General features: G+C 57.9%; 18 protein-coding genes. 11 read left to right on the top strand and 7 right to left on the bottom strand.

From position 1 onward, the window contains the following. Positions 1–71 precede the first annotated feature (71 nt). From ettA to GFN93_RS06400, 9 genes are all read left to right on the top strand, one after another. Positions 72–1,739: an energy-dependent translational throttle protein EttA gene (gene ettA / locus GFN93_RS06440; protein ID WP_153499875.1), complete on the top strand. Its 1,668-nt coding sequence runs from the start codon at positions 72–74 to the stop codon at positions 1,737–1,739. A 76-nt stretch (positions 1,740–1,815) separates the two neighbouring features. Next, on the top strand, positions 1,816–2,175 hold the full coding sequence (locus tag GFN93_RS06435) for a PilZ domain-containing protein (protein WP_153499874.1): 360 nt from the start codon (positions 1,816–1,818) through the stop codon (positions 2,173–2,175). A 4-nt stretch (positions 2,176–2,179) separates the two neighbouring features. Further along, positions 2,180–2,782: an RNA polymerase sigma factor gene (locus GFN93_RS06430; RefSeq protein WP_153499872.1), complete on the top strand. Its 603-nt coding sequence runs from the start codon at positions 2,180–2,182 to the stop codon at positions 2,780–2,782. Beyond that, positions 2,776–3,006 (top strand): anti-sigma factor family protein, encoded by a 231-nt coding sequence (locus GFN93_RS06425; RefSeq protein WP_328594336.1) that lies wholly within the window; start codon positions 2,776–2,778, stop codon positions 3,004–3,006. Before GFN93_RS06430 ends, GFN93_RS06425 begins: the two co-directional genes overlap by 7 nt. 145 nt (positions 3,007–3,151) lie before the next feature. Beyond that, a complete protein-coding gene (locus GFN93_RS06420) occupies positions 3,152–4,192 on the top strand; it encodes a methyltransferase domain-containing protein (protein ID WP_153499870.1) in 1,041 nt (346 codons plus the stop codon). 195 nt (positions 4,193–4,387) lie between these two features. Next, complete coding sequence (lpdA, locus tag GFN93_RS06415; protein WP_153499869.1) at positions 4,388–6,532, top strand: dihydrolipoyl dehydrogenase; 2,145 nt, start codon at positions 4,388–4,390, stop codon at positions 6,530–6,532. Between the two features lie 88 nt (positions 6,533–6,620). Beyond that, on the top strand, positions 6,621–8,723 hold the full coding sequence (locus GFN93_RS06410; RefSeq protein ID WP_328594335.1) for a TonB-dependent receptor: 2,103 nt from the start codon (positions 6,621–6,623) through the stop codon (positions 8,721–8,723). 64 nt (positions 8,724–8,787) lie between these two features. After that, the gene (locus tag GFN93_RS06405; protein WP_153499867.1) at positions 8,788–9,900 is read left to right on the top strand and encodes a PepSY-associated TM helix domain-containing protein; all 1,113 of its coding nucleotides are present in this window, start codon (positions 8,788–8,790) and stop codon (positions 9,898–9,900) included. Between the two features lie 172 nt (positions 9,901–10,072). Next, positions 10,073–10,846: a DUF547 domain-containing protein gene (locus GFN93_RS06400; protein WP_153499865.1), complete on the top strand. Its 774-nt coding sequence runs from the start codon at positions 10,073–10,075 to the stop codon at positions 10,844–10,846. Between the two features lie 251 nt (positions 10,847–11,097). Here GFN93_RS06400 and radA read toward each other — a convergent pair whose 3' ends face one another. The 7 genes from radA to rpsF form a co-directional block, all read right to left on the bottom strand. Next, a complete protein-coding gene (radA, locus tag GFN93_RS06395; RefSeq protein WP_328594334.1) occupies positions 11,098–12,465 on the bottom strand; it encodes a DNA repair protein RadA in 1,368 nt (455 codons plus the stop codon). Between the two features lie 212 nt (positions 12,466–12,677). Continuing rightward, positions 12,678–13,739 carry an alanine racemase gene (gene alr / locus GFN93_RS06390; protein ID WP_153499864.1) on the bottom strand — a complete coding sequence of 354 codons (1,062 nt, stop codon included), beginning with the start codon at positions 13,737–13,739 and terminating at the stop codon, positions 12,678–12,680. 87 nt (positions 13,740–13,826) lie between these two features. Continuing rightward, entirely contained in the window at positions 13,827–15,221 is a 1,395-nt protein-coding gene (gene dnaB / locus GFN93_RS06385; RefSeq protein WP_153499862.1) for a replicative DNA helicase, read from the bottom strand. A 206-nt stretch (positions 15,222–15,427) separates the two neighbouring features. Next, positions 15,428–15,880 (bottom strand): 50S ribosomal protein L9, encoded by a 453-nt coding sequence (rplI, locus tag GFN93_RS06380; RefSeq protein WP_153499860.1) that lies wholly within the window; start codon positions 15,878–15,880, stop codon positions 15,428–15,430. A gap of 18 nt (positions 15,881–15,898) precedes the next feature. Then, a complete protein-coding gene (gene rpsR, locus GFN93_RS06375) occupies positions 15,899–16,129 on the bottom strand; it encodes a 30S ribosomal protein S18 (protein ID WP_153499858.1) in 231 nt (76 codons plus the stop codon). A gap of 14 nt (positions 16,130–16,143) precedes the next feature. Then, on the bottom strand, positions 16,144–16,458 hold the full coding sequence (priB, locus tag GFN93_RS06370) for a primosomal replication protein N (protein ID WP_153499856.1): 315 nt from the start codon (positions 16,456–16,458) through the stop codon (positions 16,144–16,146). A 2-nt stretch (positions 16,459–16,460) separates the two neighbouring features. Next, a complete protein-coding gene (rpsF, locus tag GFN93_RS06365; protein ID WP_153499854.1) occupies positions 16,461–16,802 on the bottom strand; it encodes a 30S ribosomal protein S6 in 342 nt (113 codons plus the stop codon). Positions 16,803–17,097: 295 nt separating this feature from the next. Here rpsF and GFN93_RS06360 point away from each other — a divergent pair, with 295 nt between their 5' ends. Together GFN93_RS06360 and GFN93_RS06355 are read left to right on the top strand one after the other, a co-directional pair. Further along, the gene (locus GFN93_RS06360; protein ID WP_153499852.1) at positions 17,098–17,820 is read left to right on the top strand and encodes a hypothetical protein; all 723 of its coding nucleotides are present in this window, start codon (positions 17,098–17,100) and stop codon (positions 17,818–17,820) included. A gap of 33 nt (positions 17,821–17,853) precedes the next feature. Continuing rightward, complete coding sequence (locus GFN93_RS06355; RefSeq protein WP_153499851.1) at positions 17,854–18,447, top strand: hypothetical protein; 594 nt, start codon at positions 17,854–17,856, stop codon at positions 18,445–18,447. Positions 18,448–18,462: the final 15 nt, after the last annotated feature.

Below are 18,462 nucleotides of genomic sequence, written 5' to 3'. Positions count from 1 at the left end.
CTATTCATTTTCGTGCATTGATCACGAAGAGTGCCTACCTCGCACATTCAACGACACTGCGGTCGGAGTTTATGAGCCAGTACATCTTCACCATGGACCGGGTGGGCAAGGTTGTCCCGCCCAAAAAGCACATCCTGAAAGACATTTCCCTGTCCTTCTTTCCTGGCGCCAAGATCGGCGTACTGGGTCTGAATGGTTCCGGTAAATCCACCCTGCTCAAAATCATGGCCGGGGTAGACAAGGATTTCCTTGGTGAGGCGCGGCCCCAGGCTGGCATCAAGATCGGCTACCTGCCCCAGGAGCCGGAGCTGGACCCGGAGAAGAATGTCCGCGAAATCGTGGAAGAGGCCCTGTCCGAGATTCTGGATGCCCAGAAGCGACTGGACGAGGTGTACGCCGCCTACGCGGACGAAAACGCCGACTTCGACAAGCTGGCCGCCGAACAGGCCAAGCTGGAAGCCATCATTGAAACCAGCGACGCCCATAACCTGGAGCGCAAGCTGGAAATCGCCGCCGACGCCCTGCGTCTGCCGCCCTGGGAAGCCAGCGTCAAACACCTCTCCGGGGGTGAGCGCCGCCGGGTGGCCCTGTGCCGTCTGATCATGAGCGCGCCGGACATGCTGCTGCTGGACGAACCCACCAACCACCTGGATGCGGAATCCGTGGCCTGGCTGGAGCGATTCCTGCACGAATTCCCCGGCACCGTGGTGGCGGTGACCCACGACCGTTACTTCCTCGACAACTCCTGTGAGTGGATTCTGGAACTGGACCGCGGCGAAGGCATTCCGTGGAAAGGCAACTATTCCTCCTGGCTGGAGCAGAAAGAGCAGCGCCTGGAGCAGGAAGCCAAGAGCGAATCCGCCCACCGCAAGACGGTGGAAAAGGAACTGGAGTGGGTGCGTCAGAACCCGAAAGGCCGTCGCGCCAAGAACAAGGCCCGTGTGGCCGCGTTCGAGGAACTGGCCAGCCAGGAGTTCCAAAAGCGCAACGAAACCCAGGAACTGTACATCCCACCGGGTGAGCGTCTGGGTGAGCAGGTGTTCGAGCTGAATGGCGTGGCCAAGGAATTTGACCACAAGCTGCTCTACGAAGACCTGAGCTTCACCGTACCGCGCGGTGCCATCGTCGGCATCATCGGCCCCAACGGTGCGGGTAAGACGACCTTGTTCCGCATGCTGGCCGGGCAGGAAACGCCGGACAAGGGTGAGATCACCACCGGTGAGACCGTGCACATGGCCTACGTGGACCAGAGCCGCGAAGACCTGGATGGCAAGAAGACCGTGTGGGAAGAAGTGTCCGAAGGCAACGACATCCTGCGCATCGGCAACTACGAAGTCCCCAGCCGAGCCTACCTGGGCCGGTTCAACTTCAAGGGCGGCGACCAGCAGAAGCGGGTCGGCGAGCTGTCCGGGGGTGAGCGCAACCGTCTGCATCTGGCCAAACTGCTCAAGCAGGGCGCCAACGTACTGCTCCTCGATGAGCCCACCAACGATCTGGACGTGGAAACCCTGCGAGCGCTGGAAGAAGCGCTACTGGCCTTCCCGGGCTGTGCCATCGTGATTTCTCACGATCGCTGGTTCCTTGATCGTGTGGCTACGCATATTCTTTCTTTTGAAGGAGATGCTAAAGTAGAGTGGTTCGAAGGCTCCTATACCGAGTATGAGGAGTACAAGCGCAAGCAGCTGGGCGACGAGGCCCTTCAGCCCAAGCGCATGAAGTACAAACGGATCGACGTCTGACCCGTTGCGGCCGCCCCGGCAGCCGTGCCGGGGCAGACTGCGAGCCAGCATCCGTTGGCAGCAGAAGGAAACGCCCATGAGCGAACGGCGCCGGGTCAACCGCATCGAATTTGACGGTGAGGCGACCCTGATTTTCCAGCAGGACAGTTTCAGCGTGGAACTGCAGGATCTGTCTGTTCTTGGCGCCCGGGTACACAGCGAAACGCCGCTGGCCCTGCCCGATGCCTCTCCCGTCTCACTCAACATCGTCCTCGACGATACCGATATCGCCCTGACATTGCCTGGTCGCGTGAAGCGTCAGGAGGGCCTGGATATTGGCATCATGTTCGAGAAGCCATCCGTTGACGACATGCAGCACCTGCGTCGCCTGGTCATGCTGAATGAGGGTGACGAAGGAGATGACAACCCGGCCAGTTTGTTAAGCCCGGAGCACTGATATCTTGCAGCTGGATGGACCGGATTTTATTGCACGACTGAAGCAGGGTGACCGAGCCGCCTTTGGCCAACTGGTCAAACACCATCATGGCTACCTGCTGGCCACCGCCCGCTCCCTGCTCTCCCCCGCTGATGCCGAAGAAGCGGTTCAGGACGCCTGGATCTCGGCCCATCGAGCCATCGGCAAGTTTGAGGGGCGCAGCCAGCTGCGCACCTGGCTAACCCGCATTGTCATCAATCAGGCGCGCATGATGCTCCGCAAGCAGGGGCGGGAAATCCAGTTTGACCCCACCGATGAAAACGATGCGCTGGCCCATCGCTTTCGCGAAGGCGGCCACTGGGAGCATGCCCCCCGGCAATGGGATCTGGGTGGACCGGATGCCCTGTTGACCCGGGATGAACTCCGTCACTGCATGGCCAAATGCCTGGACAACATGCCCGAGAACCAACGTCTGGTGCTGGAGCTGCGCGACATGCAAGGCATGGACTTCGACGCCATCTGTAACATGCTCGACATCAGTGCATCCAATGTTCGAGTGCTGTTACACCGGGCCCGAGCGCGGTTATTCGAGCTGGTGGATCATTTTCAGGAGACTGGCGAGTGCTGAAATGCAAAGACGTGACCGAAAAGGCTGATGCCCTTGTGGATGGCACGCCGCTGAGCTGGCGTGAGCGCACCGCCCTGCGCGTTCACCTTTTGATGTGCCATCACTGCCGACGCTATGTGCGCCAGTTACGTGCGTTGGTCTCTTCCTTGCGTATCGCTGAGCCGAGCCCTGTCAGTGATGATCACGTGGACAAGGTCCTGAATGACCTGGACAGGAAGCCCTGAATCACGCGCCCTTCACATTTGCTGACCGCTACTGACAGCCTGTGCAACTTTTCTCATCCATGTAAGCCGGCAGCCGCGCTCACATAACTAACCGGGCTCAAGTCCAGTTTACACAGACACCACCACCCAATTCCGGAGACGCCAGATGCGCGAAGACGTTCAGGACTACTACGGCAAACAGCTGCAATCCAGTAACGACCTGCAGACCAATGCCTGCTGTGATCAGGCACCGCCGGAATACCTGAAACCGCTCCTTGCCCAACTCCATGATGAAGTCATCACCCGCTATTACGGTTGCGGACTGGTGGCACCAGAACAACTGGAAGGCATGCGCATTCTCGATCTGGGCAGCGGCTCCGGTCGCGATGTTTATCTGTTATCCGCCCTGGTCGGCGAGCAGGGCGAAGTGGTCGGCGTGGACATGACCGACGAGCAGCTGGACGTCGCGCGACGCCACCAGGAATTCCACCGCCAGCAATTCGGCCATGCCCGCAGTAATGTGCGCTTCCTGAAAGGCTATATCGAGGAGCTGGACAGCCTGGACCTTCAGGACGGTTACTTTGACATCATCATTTCCAACTGCGTCATCAACCTGAGCACCGATAAAGCGAAGGTACTCAAGGATGTGAAGCGGCTGCTCAAGCCCGGTGGCGAATTCTATTTTTCCGATGTCTATGCAGATCGTCGAGTGCCCGCCCCCCTCGTCAACGACCCGGTACTTTACGGAGAGTGTTTGTCAGGTGCCCTGTACTGGAATGACTTTATCAACCTGGGCAAACGCAGCGGTTTTGCCGATCCGCGCCTGGTGGAATCACGCCGGCTGACCATTGAAAATCCGGTCATTGAAAAGAAGCTCGGCAACATCCGCTTCTACTCCGCCACCTACCGACTGTTCAACATTGAACATCTGGAGCCCGCCTGTGAGGACTATGGCCAGGCAGTGATCTACAAGGGCACCCTGAAAAACTGCCCGCATGCCTTCAAGCTCGATGATCACCACATTATCGAAACCGGCAAGGTATTCCCTGTTTGCGGCAACACCTGGTTGATGCTGGAGAAAAGTCGTTTTGCCGAGCATTTTGATTTCATCGGCAGCTTTGATATGCACTACGGCATCTTCGAAGGTTGTGGCTTGAATGTGCCATTTGAAGACAACGAGCAAAGCGGCGCGGCCAGCTGCTGCTGAAGCCGCAGGAGCCTGCCTGCAGGCGATAATCACTGTTGCGAGAAGCGAGTAACGAGTTTCGAAAGGCAAACCCCTGAAGCGGGCCACGCTTTTGATCTTCGTAACTCGCAACTCGTACCTCGCCACTCAAACGTCCGGCGAGCATGAGCTCCGACCAAAACCCTCTGGCACTGTTACACGGACCAAGGAAGCCTAATGAACATCAAGAAAGCGCTGTTGTTTATCATCATCGCCGCGCTCATAGCCAGCTACTTCATTTTCGATCTGGGTCAGTTCTTCAGCCTCGCTTATCTCAAAGAGCAGCAGAGTGCTTTTGATGGTCTGTATGCTGACAAGCCGGCCATCGTGCTGGGCGCTTTCTTCATCCTCTATATCGCCGTGACGGCATTGAGCCTGCCCGGTGCCGCCATCATGACGCTCGCTGCCGGCGCCCTGTTTGGCTTCTGGATTGCCCTGGTACTGGTCTCCTTCGCCTCTAGCATCGGCGCCACCCTGGCCTTTCTCGCTTCCCGGTTTCTATTCCATGATACCGTTCAGGAGCGCTTCGGTGAGCGCCTGAAAAAAATCAATCAGGGCATTGAAAAGGAAGGTGCATTTTACCTGTTCACCCTGCGACTGGTCCCGGCCTTCCCCTTCTTCGTTATCAACCTGGTGATGGGCCTGACTCCCCTCAAGACCCGTACCTTCTACTGGGTCAGCCAGATCGGCATGCTGGCCGGCACCGCCGTGTATGTGAATGCCGGCACCCAGCTGGGACAGATTGAATCCCTTGGTGGCCTGCTCTCCCCACAACTGCTCGGCGCCTTTGTTTTGCTCGGCTTTTTCCCCTGGATCGCCAAAGGCATCATGAACCGTTTGCAGGCCCGAAAAGTCTATAAGGGCTGGAAAAAACCGAAGCACTTCGACCGCAACCTGGTGGTGATTGGCGCCGGCGCCGCCGGTCTGGTCAGCGCTTACATCGCCGCCACAGTGAAAGCCAAGGTCACCCTGATCGAAAAACACAAGATGGGCGGTGACTGCCTCAATACCGGCTGTGTTCCGTCCAAGGCGCTGATCAAAAGTGCCCATCTGGCCTACCAGGAGAAGCAGGCAGAAAAGTACGGGTTCGACAGCATTAAAACGGATTTTCGTTTCACAAAATTAATGTCTCGGGTCCAGCAAGTCATTGCTGACATCGAACCCCATGACTCGGTGGAACGCTATACAGGCCTGGGGGTGGACTGCCGTCAGGGTGAGGCGACCATCGTCTCGCCGTGGGCAGTGGAAATCCGCAATGGTGACAAGGTAGAAACGCTCACCACCCGCAGCATCATCATTGCTTCCGGCGCCCGCCCTTTTGTACCCCCCATCTCCGGCATCGAAGAGATGGACATCCTCACCTCCGACAACCTTTGGGAGCAGGAAGAGCTACCCAAACGACTGCTGGTTCTGGGCGGGGGCCCCATCGGCTGCGAACTGGCCCAGACCTTTGCCCGACTCGGCAGCCAGGTGACTCAGGTAGAGATGCTGCCACGCATCATGATCCGTGAAGATGAAGAAGCCAGCGAGATTGTCACCCGCTCGCTGCAGGAAAGCGGCGTGCAGGTACTGACAAACCACAAGGCAATACGCTTCGCCCGGGAAAATGGCGAGAAAGTGCTGTACGCCGAGCATGATGGCAAGGAGATTACCCTGCCCTTCGATCAGGTACTGGTCGCCGTGGGGCGCAAGGCCAATACCGACGGACTGGGACTCGAAGCACTCAACCTGCCTACCGCAGCCAACGGCACCATCCAGACCAACGATCTGCTGCAAAGCCGTTACCCGAATATCTATGCCTGTGGCGACGTGGCCGGCCCCTACCAGTTCACTCATACCGCCTCCCACCAGGCCTGGTATGCTGCCGTGAATGCCCTGTTCGGGTTCCTGAAATCATTCAAAGTGGATTACCGGGTAATCCCCTGGTGCACGTTTACCGACCCGGAAGTGGCTCGAGTCGGCCTGAACGAACTGGAGGCCATCGAGCAGGGCATAGAGCACGAGGTCACCCGCTACGGCATTGATGATCTCGACCGCGCCATCGCCGACAGCGCCGCTGAGGGCTTCGTGAAAGTCATCACCGCCAAGGGCAGCGACAAGATTCTCGGTGTCACCATCGTTGGCCAGCATGCCGGTGACCTGATCGCCGAGTATGTACTGGCGATGAAGCATGGCCTGGGGTTGAACAAGATCCTTGGCACCATCCACATCTACCCCACCATGGCGGAAGCCAACAAATTCGCCGCCGGCGAGTGGAAAAAAGCCCGCAAACCCGAAGGACTGCTGCGCTGGGTGGAAAAACTGCATGCCTGGCGCAGGTGACGAACCTCAGTCATATTGACAATCATTCTCATTAAGAATACCGTGCACGGCCGAATACATCCCATACTCACATCCCGGGAGAATTGCCGTGCACCGCTTTCGCCATCTTGGCTTGCCTGTATCCCTGCTGACCCTTGCTCTCTCACCGATCGTCTTCGCTGAAGCGGAGAACCATGAACTGGAAGCGGTGACCGTGTCCGCGACTCGCTCCAACAGTGAGGTAGGCAAGACACCGCAAAAGATCACGGTGATCAGCAAGCAGGAGATTGAACAACAGCTGCGCATGACCTCGGATCAATCTCAAGTGCTGAGCAACCTGATTCCGTCCTACACGCCCAGCCGCCAGAAGCTGACGAATGCTGGTGAAACGTTCCGTGGCCGAGCCCCGCTTTTCCTGATCGATGGCATCCCACAATCAAACCCGCTTCGTGATGGCTCCCGTGATGGCTACACCATCGACCTGTCCATGGTCGAGCGGATCGAAGTAATCCACGGCGCCAGCGCCGAGCATGGTCTGGGCGCCACCGGCGGCATCATCAACTTCGTCACCCGCCGCCCTGAAGCCGGCACCGTGAACCAGCACCTGGGTGTACAAGCCACCGCGCCAACCAATGACATCAAATCCGACAGCCTGAGCTACAAGGTGGACTATCGGGTGGATGGCATCGCCGGCAATCTGGATTACCTGTTCGGCGCCAGTTATGTGGAGCGTGGCATGTTCTACGATGCCCAAGGCGACTACATCGGCGTGGATGGCACCCAGGGTGACATCATGGACTCACAGAGCGGTGATGTGTTCTTCAAGCTGGGGTACTGGCTCTCTGACGAGCAGAACATCGAACTGTCCGTGAATCACTTCCGGCTGGAAGGTAACCATGACTACGTGGCCGTGAATGGCGACTGGGCCAATGGCATTCCCACCACCGCAGAGGAGGGCGACCCGGATGGCGACGCCCCCATGAACAAAGTGACCACCGCCGGGCTGACCTACACCCACAGCAATCTGGGCGGCAATCACTTCACTGCCCAGCTCTACAGCCAGACCTTCAAGGGCCGCTATGGCGGCGGCATCTTCGGAACCTTTCAGGATCCGGCCTATGGCCCGGACCTCTATGACCAGTCCCAGAACGAATCCGACAAGATTGGCAGCAAGCTGACCCTGACCCGCGATGGTCTGCTGGACAACCGCCTCAAGCTGACCACCGGCCTGGATGTGCTGCAGGACGAAACCACCCAGGTCCTCGCCCAGACTGGCCGTGAATGGGTACCTAAAACCCGGTTCCGCAATCTCGCCCCGTTCCTGCAAGCGGAAGCCTCCCCCATCGACCAGCTGATCCTGCAAGCCGGTGTTCGCTACGAATACGCCGAACTAAACGTGGACGACTTCACCACCCTGGCTTCCTACGGCAGCCAGCAGGTGAAAGGCGGCAACCCGGACTTTGAGGAAACCCTGTTCAACTACGGCCTGGTATTCCAGGCCACCGAGAACACTCAGCTGTTTGCCAATTACTCCGAGGGGTTCGGCATGCCGGATGTGGGCCGGGTTCTTCGCGGCATCAATGTGCCCAACCAGAACGTGGAGGACTTCCTTGACCTGCAACCGATCCTCACTGACAACACCGAGATCGGTATCCGCATCAATGGAGAGCGCAGCCATTTCCAGATCAGCCACTTCAGCTCCGATTCCGATCTCGGCCAGCGCCTCGAGAACAACGGCGGCATCTTCGAGGTGAAACGTGAGCGCACCGAGATCCAGGGCATCGAAGCCGAAGCCGGCTGGCAGATCAGCAGCGCCCACGACCTGAACGCCAGCTATGCACACACCAGCGGCAAGTACGACAGCGACGAAGACAACAAGGTAGACACCCGCCTGGATGGCAACAACATTGCCCCTGACAGCTTCCGGCTGCGCTGGCTGGCACAGTGGACCAGCAAGCTGAACACCCAGCTGCAGGGTACCCACTATTTCAACAAGGATTTTGAAGGCGACACCAACGACTTCGTAGCCTACCAACTGGTAGACCTGAGCCTGGGCTATGACCTGCCCAAAGGCGAGCTGACCGCTGGCGTGGAGAACCTCTTTAACGAGGACTACTTCACCTACTACGCACAGACCGCCACCACTCTCGATGAGCGCAATTTCAAGGGCCGTGGCCGCACCTTCACCCTGGGCTACAACCTGGACTTCTGAGCCAGAACGATGATTTGACGGGCAGCTTTGGCTGCCCCGTCTTTTCTCTGACGAAACCTGAATCATGCGTACTCTGCTGTTTTTTCTGCACAAGTACACCGGCCTGACGCTGGGGCTGTTGCTTGTCATCAGTGGCCTCACCGGCAGCCTGCTGGTGTTCCATGACACCCTGGATGAGCAGCTCACTCCCGGCTTGATCACGCATGGAGAAAACCTGGCGCCACTCAGCACCGTTATCTCCAACGCTGAGGCCGCCACCGGTAAAACCGCCCAACGCATCGATCTGTCACGCCAACCAGGCAGCCCCCACACTCTGCGTTTTGCCAATGATGCAGATGCCCCCGGGCCATTGCAGGTCAGCGTGTCGCCCTATTCAGGCAACGTCCTCGCGGTGCGCGACTGGGGCCTCTACCCAATGACATGGGTCTACCGACTTCACTACACGTTGCTGGCGGGCAGTAATGGCAAGATCGTGGTCGGCATCCTTGGCTTGTGTCTGCTGGGCTTCTGCCTGACCGGGCTGGTGCTGTGGTGGCCCACCGGCAAACGAAAAGGAAAATGGCAGCGTAACCTGACTATCAAGCGAGGAGCGGGTCGCTACCGCCTGCACTTTGATCTTCATCAGGTCACCGGCATTTATCTTTTGCCGGTCTTGATAGTGATTGCATTCTCCGGAGTCAGCCTGGTGTTTGGAAAACAGGTCAGCGTCCTCGTCGGCAGCGCCCTGACCATGCAAGAGCGCCCCTCGCCCTTCTCAAACCCCACTGACAGCGCTCCACTGACCGCCGACGAGGCTTTCGCACTGGCGCAATCCCGCTTTCCTGAAGCGACGATCCAGCGTCTGTACCTGCCCAAAGCCCCCACCGACACTTACCGCGCAGCCTTCTCCTTGCCGGAAGATGCCTGGCAGGATTATGGCGCCAACAATCTTTGGCTGGATCAATACAGCGGCGAAACATTGGCGCTCTGGCAGATCAGCCAGCTCCCTGAAGGTAATCAGTTCATGACCTGGCAATTCCCTCTCCACAACGGGGACGCACTGGGCCTGCCCGGAAGACTGATTGTCCTGTTCAGTGGCTTTGCACCACTGCTGTTTTTTATTACTGGCAGCTACCTCTGGTGGACCAAGCGCCAGCTGAAGCGCAAGGCGATACAACGTCGCAAGCCTCGCACCTGATCCGCCCGACGCCCAGCATTGACAAAGCTGGACAACCTCCTCCGTGATACGCTGACAAAATCCGCCACCGACGTCAGCATTGGGTACAGGACAGAGCCCGCAGCAACCCCGTACCATCACGTGATCACAACCGGAAAATTTGCAAACTCCAATAACAACAACGGGAGCCCCCATGAAACACTTGCTGATCCCCCTGCTGCTCCTTTGCGGTTATGCCCAAGCCTTTGATCACGGCAGCTGGAATACGTTGCTCAATGAGCATGTGAAACATTTAAGAGACGGCGTGGCTACGGCCGTGGACTATAACGGCATGGCTGAGGACCGGGCTGGCCTGCAGAGCTACCTCAATGCTCTCTCAGCAGTCACCACCGCAGAATTTCAGCAATGGTCCCGTGATGAGCAATTGGCCTTCCTGATTAATGCCTACAATGCGTTTACTGTGGAACTCATTCTCCTCGAAGGGCAGCCCGATTCCATTCGCGATATTGGCAGCTTTTTCTCCGGCCCGTGGGACAAGGAGTTCTTTTCCCTGCTGGGTAAACCGCGCACGCTGGACGAAGTGGAACACGAGATGATTCGCGGCAATCCTGCACTGATGGACCCTCGCATTCACTTCGCCGTGAATTGCGCCTCCATCGGTTGCCCGGCGTTGCGCCCGGAAGCTTACACAGCGGACAAGCTGGATGGCCAACTGGAAGAGAGCACACGAAAGTTTCTTAGCGACAAACAGCGTAATCGCTTCAACGCAGACGACAACGTTTTGGAAGTCTCGAAGATTTTTGACTGGTATGAGGATGATTTTGAAAAAGCAGCGGGAAGCGTAGCAAACTATCTGCTGCCCTATGCGAAGGAACTCGGCGTCCCGCAAGTGAAGCAGACATCGATGAAAAGCGATGACCTGACCATTCGCCACCTGGACTACAACTGGAAGCTGAACAAACAGTAGCTGGACGCCAGGAATAAAACCGCAGGGCGGAAATGGGCGAATGTCCGTCTCCGCCATTTTCAGTAAATCTCACGCCCCGCCACATCAACAAAAACCCGGGGCAAGATTGCCGCCCCTTTCGCTCAACAAGTTGAGCCTCCCACAAAACCTCCTCACCTGCAGAGGTCACTTGAATCCATCCAGGTCCAGGTGTTGGGTTTTGGGTTTTGGGTTTTAGCTATTAATTATTCACTATTAACTATTAATTGCCTTTAAAGATATTCCAGCGCCTGCGCCACATTACTGACGCCGATCACTTCAACACCATCAGGTAGATTCCTTGGCAGGTTGGCCTTTGGCACGATGGCTTTCTTGAAGCCGTGTTTTACCGCCTCATAAAGGCGTTCCTGCCCCTGCGGTACCGGACGAATTTCACCAGACAAGCCCACCTCACCAAACACCACCAACTCTCGCTCCAGCGCCCGGTCGCGGAAGCTGGAAACAATCGCCAGCACCTGGGCCAGATCCGCCGCCGTCTCGGTGACTTTGACGCCACCCACCACGTTCATGAACACGTCCTGGTCACCCACCTGAATGCCACCATGGCGATGCAGCACGGCCAGCAACATGGCCAGACGATTGCCCTCAAGGCCAACACACACCCGGCGCGGATTGCCAAAGTGGGACGCATCCACCAACGCCTGCAGCTCCACCAACAACGGACGGGTCCCTTCCCACACCACGGTTACCAGGGAGCCAGACGCAATTTCGTCGGCACGGTTAAGGAAAATCGCGGAAGGATTCTTCACTTCCTTGAGCCCTTCGCCGGTCATGGCGAAAACGCCCAGCTCGTTGACGGCGCCAAAGCGATTCTTCAAACCACGCAGGGTGCGGAAACGGGAATCGGTTGAGCCCTCCAGCATCAGCGAGCAATCAATCATGTGCTCCAGCACCTTCGGGCCCGCCAGGGTGCCATCCTTGGTGACATGCCCCACCAGCATCAGCACTGTGCCGGTCTGCTTGGCGAAACGAGTGAGCGCGGCCGCACACTCGCGCACCTGCGCCACACTACCGGGCGCCGACTGCAGCGCGGCGAGATACATCACCTGAATGGAGTCCACCACCAGGATGCGCGGCTGCTCCTTGCGGGCCAGCTCGAGAATCTGCTCCACATCGGTTTCCGCCGCCAGGCGCAGCTTGTCCTTGGGCAGTTTCAACCGGTCGGCGCGCATGGCTACCTGGGAAAGGGATTCCTCGCCGGTGATATACAGTGACTTCTGGGAATCGGCCAGCTTGCACAGGGTCTGCAGCAACAGGGTGGATTTACCTGCCCCCGGATGACCTCCGATCAGAATGGCCGAGCCGGGCACCAGCCCACCGCCCAGCACCCGGTCCAGTTCGCCCATACCTGAACTGATGCGCGGCGTTTCCTCCAGCACGATGTCGTTGAGGTTCTGCACTTCGGACAACTGCCCGGCAAAGCCACCTCGACTTCCTGCACCTTTGGACATGGGCGTCGCGGGATCGTGGACAAATTCCTGCAGCGTATTCCAGGCACCACAGGACGAGCACTGCCCCTGCCACTTGGGTGTATCAGCCCCGCAATCGGTGCAGACAAAGGCGATTTTTTTCTTGGCCACAACAAATCCTTCTTGTGCAGGCTAATCTACGGAACCGCTGCAGGGGCGTAGCGAATAACACCGCTTGAAGTGCGAACAAACCAGTTTCGAGTTGCGAGTTTCGAAAATCAAAAACACCAGTCGCGGCGGGTTTTGATTTTCGAAACTCGTTACTCGTTACTCGCTAACGCTCGGATTCGCGCCTCAAATGGCGCTCCTACAGTAGTACTGAATCAAACGATAATGCGTTCAGGACGGCTGGTGATCTGGCAGAACAATTCATAGCTGATGGTACCGCAGGCTTGCGCCACCGCGTCCACGTCCACCACATCCCCCCACAGCTCCACCTCATCCCCCACATGGGCTTCAATGCCATTGAGGTCGATGGTGAGCATATCCATGGAGACTCTCCCCACCAGCGCCGTGGGCTCGCCGTTAATGGCTGCTGGTGTACCGCTGGGAGCATGACGGGGATAGCCATCGCCATAGCCCACAGCAACTACCCCGACCCTGCCCACCTCGGCCGCAGTCCAGGTAGCGCCATAGCCTACCGACTCACCGGGCTGGATGTCATTGATGGCGATCAGCCGGGCACTGAAACGGTGACTGACTTGCAGCCCCAGCTCCGCTGCACTTTTCCAGGTAAACGGGGAGGAGCCGTACAGCATGATGCCAGGGCGGACCCGCCGGCCATGGGATGCCGGGTAGCGAATCAGGGCGGCAGAATTGGCCGCAGACAACGGCAAGCCCAGCGCATCTGCGACTTCCTGGGCCAGCATCAGCTGCCGGCTGGTCCGACTATCCTGCTCGTCATCAGCACAGGCGAAGTGCGTCATCACGCCCACCGGCTTCATCCCTGCCGCAGCCAGCTGCTCGGCGGCCTGCAAGGCGATGGCCGGGCGCAGACCGAGACGATTCATGCCAGTGTTGAGCTTCAGCCAGATGCGAACCGGGCCGGGATTATCCAGCAACAGGGCCACCTGCCAGGGCGAGTGGACCACCACATCCAGCGATAGCTGACGGGCCTCCTGCAGCTCTGCCAGATCAAAGAAACCCTCCGCTACCAGAATTGACGCGCCGATACCCGCATCACGCAACTGACGCGCCTCTTCCAGCAAGGCCACGCCAAAGCCGTCTACCTGCGCTGACATGGCCATGGCAGCATTCAGCAGCCCATGGCCGTAACCATTGGCCTTGACCATAGCAAACACTTCAGCGCCCGCCGCCAACAGCCTGGCCCGCCCGGCATTATGCGCCAGCGCCGCATTACGAATTTCAACCCGGGTACCGCGCATGATTACATCCGCCAGAAGCCAGAGGCCCAACGCCCGACGCTACGCAGGGTTTTCACGTCAGGCGTCAGGCATCCAGCGTCAGGCATCTTATTCATCCATTGCCGCCAGCTGGGCATAGTATTCCGGCGCCAGATCGTCAAAACGCGAGAACTGCCCCTGGAAAGCCAGACGCACGGTACCGATCGGCCCGTTACGCTGTTTGCCGATGATCACCTCGGCAACGCCCTTTTCATTGGTGTCCTTGTTATACACCTCGTCCCGATACAGGAAGGTGATCAAATCGGCGTCCTGCTCGATGGCCCCGGATTCCCGCAGGTCTGACATCACCGGGCGCTTGTTGGGCCGCTGTTCCAGGGACCGGTTGAGCTGGGAAAGTGCCAGCACAGGGCAATTCAGCTCCTTGGCGATCCCTTTAAGAGAGCGGGAAATTTCGGAGATTTCATTCACCCGGTTATCCACCCCCGGCACCTGCATCAGCTGCAGGTAATCCACCATGATCGCGCCGATCTCGCCACCACACTCCCGAGCCACACGCCGGGCGCGGGCCCGCATCTCCAGCGGGCTCAATGCCGGGGTGTCATCAATGTAGAATTTCTGCTCGCTGAGCATATGGATGGCAGAAGTGATACGCGGCCAATCATCCTTTTCCAGGTTACCGGAGCGCACCGAGGTCTGGTTGATGCGCCCGAGGGACGCCAGCATCCGCATGACGATGGACTCTGCGGGCATTTCCATGGAGAACACCAGCACCGGCTTGCCCGCCTTGATGGCCACGTTCTCACACAGGTTCATGGCAAAGGTGGTCTTACCCATGGAAGGACGACCAGCGATAACCACCATATCCGACGGTTGCAAACCGCCGGTCATCTTGTCCAGTTCGTCAAAGCCGGTGGTCACCCCGGTGATGGCGCTCTTGTTCTTGTAGAGCTCATCAATCCGGTCCACCGCTTTCTTCAATACAGACTTGATATCCTGGGGGCCGGAGCCTTTCTTCTGCTGCTCGGCAATTTCGAAAATGGCCGACTCAGCCTTGTCCAGAATTTCCAGCGACTTGCGCCCTTCCGGATTGAAGGCACTGGCGGCCACATCATGGGACACATTGATCAGCTGACGCAGGATACTGCGCTCACGGACGATCTCAGCATAGGCGGTAATGTTAGCCGCACTGGGCGTATTGCGCGCCAGCTCGGAGAGATAGGTCATCCCCCCGATATCCTCCAACTGCCCCAGCTGGTTGAGCGCCTGGGAGACCGTCACCAGATCGCAGGGATTCTCCTCTTCTACCAGCTGGGCAATCACCTCAAAGATTTGCCGGTGAGCCTTGCGATAAAAGTCCCTGGACCCGACTCGCTCGGCCACATCATCCCAGGCACTATTGTTCAACAGCAGGCCACCCAGAATCGCCTGTTCCGCTTCCACAGAGTTAGGCGGAACCTTCAGGTTTTCAGGAAGATGTTTATCCAGTGACATGGGTTCATTCATTGGGGTTTCCACAAGACCAGAAAATCAGTAACGAGTTTCGAGAAGCGAGTACCGAAAAGCACCGCAACCCGGCCTTTCGTAACTCGTAACTCGCTTCTCGAAACTCAAAATCACTTCAACGAAAAAGGGCACTGCCCTCGCGGACAATGCCCTGATTCTGTCACCGCACCCCGTCAGGGGCAAACCGGTTGTCAGTTATCTGTCGATTACTCGGCAGGAACCACAGCCAGCTTGATGGTAACGGTTACTTCAGCGTGCAACGCCAGGTCGATTTCGAACTCGCCAGTGTTGCGCAGCGCACCGTTAGGCAGCTTCACATCCGCTTTCTCTACGGCCACACCAGTGGCAGCAGAAACCGCTTCGGCGATGTCGCGGGTACCCACAGAACCGAACAGCTTGCCTTCGTCACCGGCTTTCGCAGCGATGGTCACGGTAGCGTCGTTCAGCTTCTCGGCGCGCTCCTGAGCGGCAGCCAGCTGCTCGGCAGCATGCTTTTCCAGCTCGGCACGACGGGCATCAACTTCAGCCAGATTGGCCTTGGTTGCCGGCAGCGCCTTGCCCTGAGGAATCAGGAAGTTACGGCCGTAGCCGGAACGCACGTCAACCACAGTACCCAGGTCGCCCAGGTTCTTGATAGTTTCCAGCAGGATCACTTGCATGATAGTAGTCCCCTCGGCTTAGCTGTCGTGGCTGTCGGTGTACGGCAGCAGCGCCAGGAAGCGGGCCTGCTTGATAGCAGAAGCCAGCTGACGCTGATAGCGTGCCTTGGTGCCGGTGATACGGCTGGGCACGATTTTGCCAGTTTCGGTGATGTAGGCTTTCAGGGTGTCGAGATCTTTGTAATCGATGTACTCAACACCTTCCGCGGTGAAGCGGCAGAACTTGCGGCGGCGATAAAAACGGGCCATTGGATATCTCCTGTTTAATCCTGATTGAGAGGTTCCAGCGTTTGGGCAAGCAGCTGTAAACGATCCCGGGCGTCTCCCTTGTAACCGGCACGACTAAGGCATCCGGTTACCTTGATTCGCTGACCCTCTTTCAGGCTTTGGGCCTGTCGGGTCATCCCACCTGCCAGAATCACGGCAATGCGGGCCTGGACTTCACGGGGGTGGCCGTCTTCCAGTTGGCGGGAGCGATGCTCAAGCCACAACCGTTGGCGGGGTACCCCTGCCGGTGTCAGTGCGACCTTTTCCAAGGTGGCGATTACACCGGTGAGTTCACAGTAATTGCTTTCCAAAATTAGCTGGCAGCCCCCTCCTTCTCTTCGTTCTTCGCCAGTGCAGACGGCTCGGTAACAGCGTTGTCGCGACGAATCACGAGGTGACGGATTACGGCATCGTTAAAGCGGAAAGTGTTTTCCAGCTCGGCCAGGGTTTCGCCGTCACATTCGATGTTCAACATCACATAGTGAGCTTTGTGGATCTTGTTGATGGAGTAGGCCAGCTGGCGACGACCCCAGTCTTCAAGACGGTGGATGGTGCCCTTGCCATCAGTCACGATCGCGCTGTAACGCTCGATCATGGCAGGCACCTGCTCGCTCTGATCCGGATGGACCAGGAACACAACTTCGTAATGACGCATGAATTGCTCCTTACGGTTGAGACACCTCACGGTGTCAGATCAGCTTCCCGTTCGTCCCAATGGCGACACGGTGAAGCAAGGAGACCCAAACCCCAGCCTGTATCTACAGGCGGGGCGCAGGAAGCGCGCGATTCTATCCCATACACCCTGCCGGGCTCAAGGCATATCCATTGCCAATTGCATCCTGTCGTCGTATCCTGAACCGAAACATAACGCTACAAACGCTTACAAAAAGCGTCGTTTACCCTAAACCCCTGATAAAAAAGGGGAAAACAACAACAATTGGGATACGACCATGCACCTCAGAGCCCTGGCCGCTGGCCTGTGCAGCTTTTGCTTGCTGTCCCCGCTTCACGCCGAAGAAACCCTTCCGCCGTGCGGCAACCCTGTATCTGTGCCCAGCAAACCGGATCTGGAAGATTACCCGGACTACACCGACTTTCTTGTGAAAATCATGGTTTATAAGAAAGCCAAAAAGAGTCAGGTTATCCACCGGGAGGCTTGCCCGGAAGACTATCAGCCACAGCCTGTTGTCTCGAAAGATCCAACCATCATTCTGGAACCGGAAACACTGGACGGCGCCCTGGACAGGGCTGAGCAGATTCCCAAACTGGACTACGCAAGCAACGCGACATGGCATGACCGCTCGACATCTCAGAGCTTCTCCCTGGCCGCACTGCCCGGTTCAGCGCTGGCCAGCGAGAACATTCGCACGATTCTCGCCAATGCCAATAACGATAGTCCACTGGTGCTCCCCATGACGATTGTGGGCATGCAACTTGACGGGCTGAATGACGGCGCCAATGCAGAACATCTGGCACAGGACAGCGCATATCAGACCCTCCTTTACACTGAAGGCTCCGTTATCGAGATTCTTTTTTCGTCAGCTAATGGCATTACGGCCATGAGCAATTCAGGCAATCTGACGTTCTTCCATAACGACAGTAACGACATTGTGTTAACCAACGGCCTGATCGAAGTCGAGAGCTGCCTGAGTAGCGGCTGTCCGGACCTGTAACCCCCTTGAGGCCAGCAAGGAGTCGAGATAGTTATGATCTGGGGTAAAGCCATACTGAACCTGACTCTGGTTTGCTGGGTGCTGGCGCCCGGCAGCACCCTTGCCGGCCCGGATCTTTCTCCCAAACAGCAATCCGCACTTGAGCATGTCCTCGGCCCTCGCCCCGAGATCCGCAACTACAGCCAGCAAGACCAATTCGTTACTGACCTGCTGGCCTGGAAAGCCCGGCGCGAGTCGCTCACAGAGAAACTTCGTGCGGGCGAAGACATCCTGCCACCCCAGCCCGAGAAACCGGATGACTGGCACCATGTCACCGGGCCGGAAGATCTGGACACCGCCCTGCAAAATGCCGAAGGCTATCAGCAGCCCAGATACAAGGAGGCGCGCCGCTACGACCGCACCACGCACATTAGCTTTCCACTACCTCCGCTGGGCAAACAACAACTGGCCAAGGAGCGACTGGAGCCAGTAAGACCACCGCTTAGGGCCATCACCAACGAAACCGTACCCGCTCCACTGCTGGACGAAACCAGCCAACTTCAGCGGGAAATGGCCGCCCGACAGGCTGACCTGCCGCTACCTTCACTGGAAACGCAACGCATTGTGAGCCACTCGGAATTACGTTAAAGAGACACTGCGGGC

Origin of the sequence: Alcanivorax sediminis (assembly GCF_009601165.1) — a bacterium.
GTDB classification, from domain to species: Bacteria; Pseudomonadota; Gammaproteobacteria; order Pseudomonadales; family Alcanivoracaceae; genus Alcanivorax; species Alcanivorax sediminis.
Note: the sequence above shows the minus strand (reverse complement) of the source record. Positions and strands in the feature narration are given on the sequence as shown.